This window comes from Mesorhizobium sp. M7A.F.Ca.ET.027.03.2.1 (assembly GCF_003999175.1).
In the GTDB taxonomy this organism is placed as follows: domain Bacteria; phylum Pseudomonadota; class Alphaproteobacteria; order Rhizobiales; family Rhizobiaceae; genus Mesorhizobium.
Window position 1 is genome coordinate 1 of the sequence record NZ_RZOM01001033.1, and the last position, 2,215, is coordinate 2,215.

Below are 2,215 nucleotides of genomic sequence, written 5' to 3' on the forward strand. Positions count from 1 at the left end.
ATGCGAAAGTCCGCCCGCGAGACCGTGAAGACCGAGGCCTATGGCGCCCATGCACTGATCTCAGGCGAGGCGTCGGTCGAACCGGAAGATCCGGCCGAAGCGCTGTGGACCGCGGTGCGGCAACTGCCGGGCAAGCAGCGCGACGCCGTGCTTTTGGTCTATGGCGAAGGATTGAGCCACGCGGCCGCCGCCGAGGCGATGGCGATCTCGGAGACGACGGTTTCCTGGCACATCCATGAAGCGAAGAAACGGCTGAAGACGCTGATACGCGCGGCCGGGGAAGTGTGACCATGGTCGACGACAACGGACTCAACAGACTGCGCGATATCGCAGCACCGGCGCCCGCCAAGGATGCCAAGGCACGTGCCTTCGAAGCCGCCCTGCGTGCCTATGATCAGGAAAATATTTCTGCTGTCACCCAAGGATCGATTGGCGGGCTTCGTCTCACAGAGCGAGCACAAAAGCTCTGGAGCGAGATCATGCAAAAGAAACTCATTGCCACGCCGGCCCTTGCCGGGCTCGTCGCCCTGCCGATCGCCGGATACGCCACCTTCCATCTGCTGAGGGAACAGCCGCCCAAATTCGGCGGCGACGAGAAAATCACCGAGACGCTGGCCGATAAGCCGGCGACGGTGAAGCCGACGACCGCCGAATCGAAGCCGGCTCGCGGCGAGTTGGAGAAGGACAAGAAGGCAGACGCGGATGTGGAAAGCCGCGGCGCCACCGATGCGCTTGTGGCGCCGGCCTCGCCGCAGAAATCCGAATCGACCGTTGCTTCCGGCGCGGCACAACAAAATGCGCTGGAGCGCGGTGTGCTGGCCGAGCCTGCGCCACCGGCACCGACAGGTGAATTCGCGCTGGATGGCGCTGCAAGTGTACCCAGCACCTCGCGAGCCCGCATGCCGGCCGAATCCAAGCTGATGGCGCCGCAGCAGCCGTCGATCTTGCCGGCCGACCAGATGCAGCCGCAACCGGAAAACCGCGACCGCATCGAGGATTTCAAGACCAATCCGGTGCATGCGGCGCTCGAGGATCCGGTCTCGACCTTCTCGATCGACGTCGACACTGCCTCCTATTCCTTCGTGCGCGGCTCGCTGAAGCAGGGCACCCTGCCGCAGGCCGATACTGTTCGCGTCGAGGAGATGATCAACTACTTCCCCTATGACTGGAAGGGTCCGGAGTCGGCCTCGACACCATTCAACTCGACCGTCAGCGTCATGCCGACGCCGTGGAACACGCAGACCAGGCTGATGCATGTCGCCATCAAGGGTTTTGACGTCAAGCCGATCGAGCAGCCGAAGGCCAATCTGGTCTTCCTGATCGATGTCTCGGGCTCGATGGACGAGCCGGACAAGCTGCCGCTGCTCAAATCGGCATTTCGCCTGCTGGTCAGCAAGCTGAAGGCCGACGACACTATCTCGATCGTGACCTATGCCGGTGACGCCGGCACAGTGCTGGAGCCGACCAAGGTGTCCGAAAAGGACAAGATCCTCAGCGCCATCGACAATCTGACGCCCGGTGGCAGCACGGCCGGCGAGGCGGGCATCAAGGAAGCCTACAGGCTGGCGCAAAAATCCTTCGTCAAGGACGGCGTCAACCGCGTGATGCTTGCTACCGACGGCGACTTCAATGTCGGCCAGACCGATGACGACGACCTCAAGCGGCTGATCGAAAGCGAGCGCAAGACCGGCGTTTTCCTGTCGGTGTTCGGCTTCGGCCGCGGCAATCTGAACGACCAGATGATGCAAACCATTGCCCAGAACGGCAACGGCACCGCCGCCTATATCGATACGCTGGCCGAGGCTGAAAAGGTGCTGGTCGAGGATGCCTCCTCGACGCTGTTCACCATCGCCAAGGACGTCAAGATCCAGGTCGAGTTCAACCCGAACAAGGTCTCGGAATATCGCCTGATCGGCTACGAGACCCGTGCCTTGAACCGCGAGGATTTCAACAATGACCGCGTTGATGCCGGCGATATCGGTTCGGGCCATTCCGTCACCGCGATCTACGAAATCACGCCCAAGGGCAGCGGCGGTGAGCAGATAGATCCGCTGCGTTATGGCCAGGCGTGGGTGGACAATGGCGGTGTCGCCAATGCGGACGAATATGCCTTCGTCAAGATCCGCTATAAGCTGCCGAATGAAGACGTCTCGAAGCTGATCACCACGCCGGTGACCTCGGCCAACGAGATTTCGTCCTTCGACCAGGCCAGCAC

General features: G+C 61.9%; 2 protein-coding genes. Both read left to right on the forward strand.

What is annotated here, in order from left to right; all coding sequences use genetic code 11:
• Positions 1-288, forward strand: a 288-nt coding sequence (locus EN750_RS30725; RefSeq protein ID WP_281062344.1) for a sigma factor-like helix-turn-helix DNA-binding protein, incomplete at its 5' end; no start/stop codon positions are given.
• Between the two features lie 2 nt (positions 289-290).
• The coding region (locus EN750_RS30730) for a VWA domain-containing protein (protein WP_145968067.1) at positions 291-2,215 on the forward strand (1,925 nt) is incomplete at its 3' end.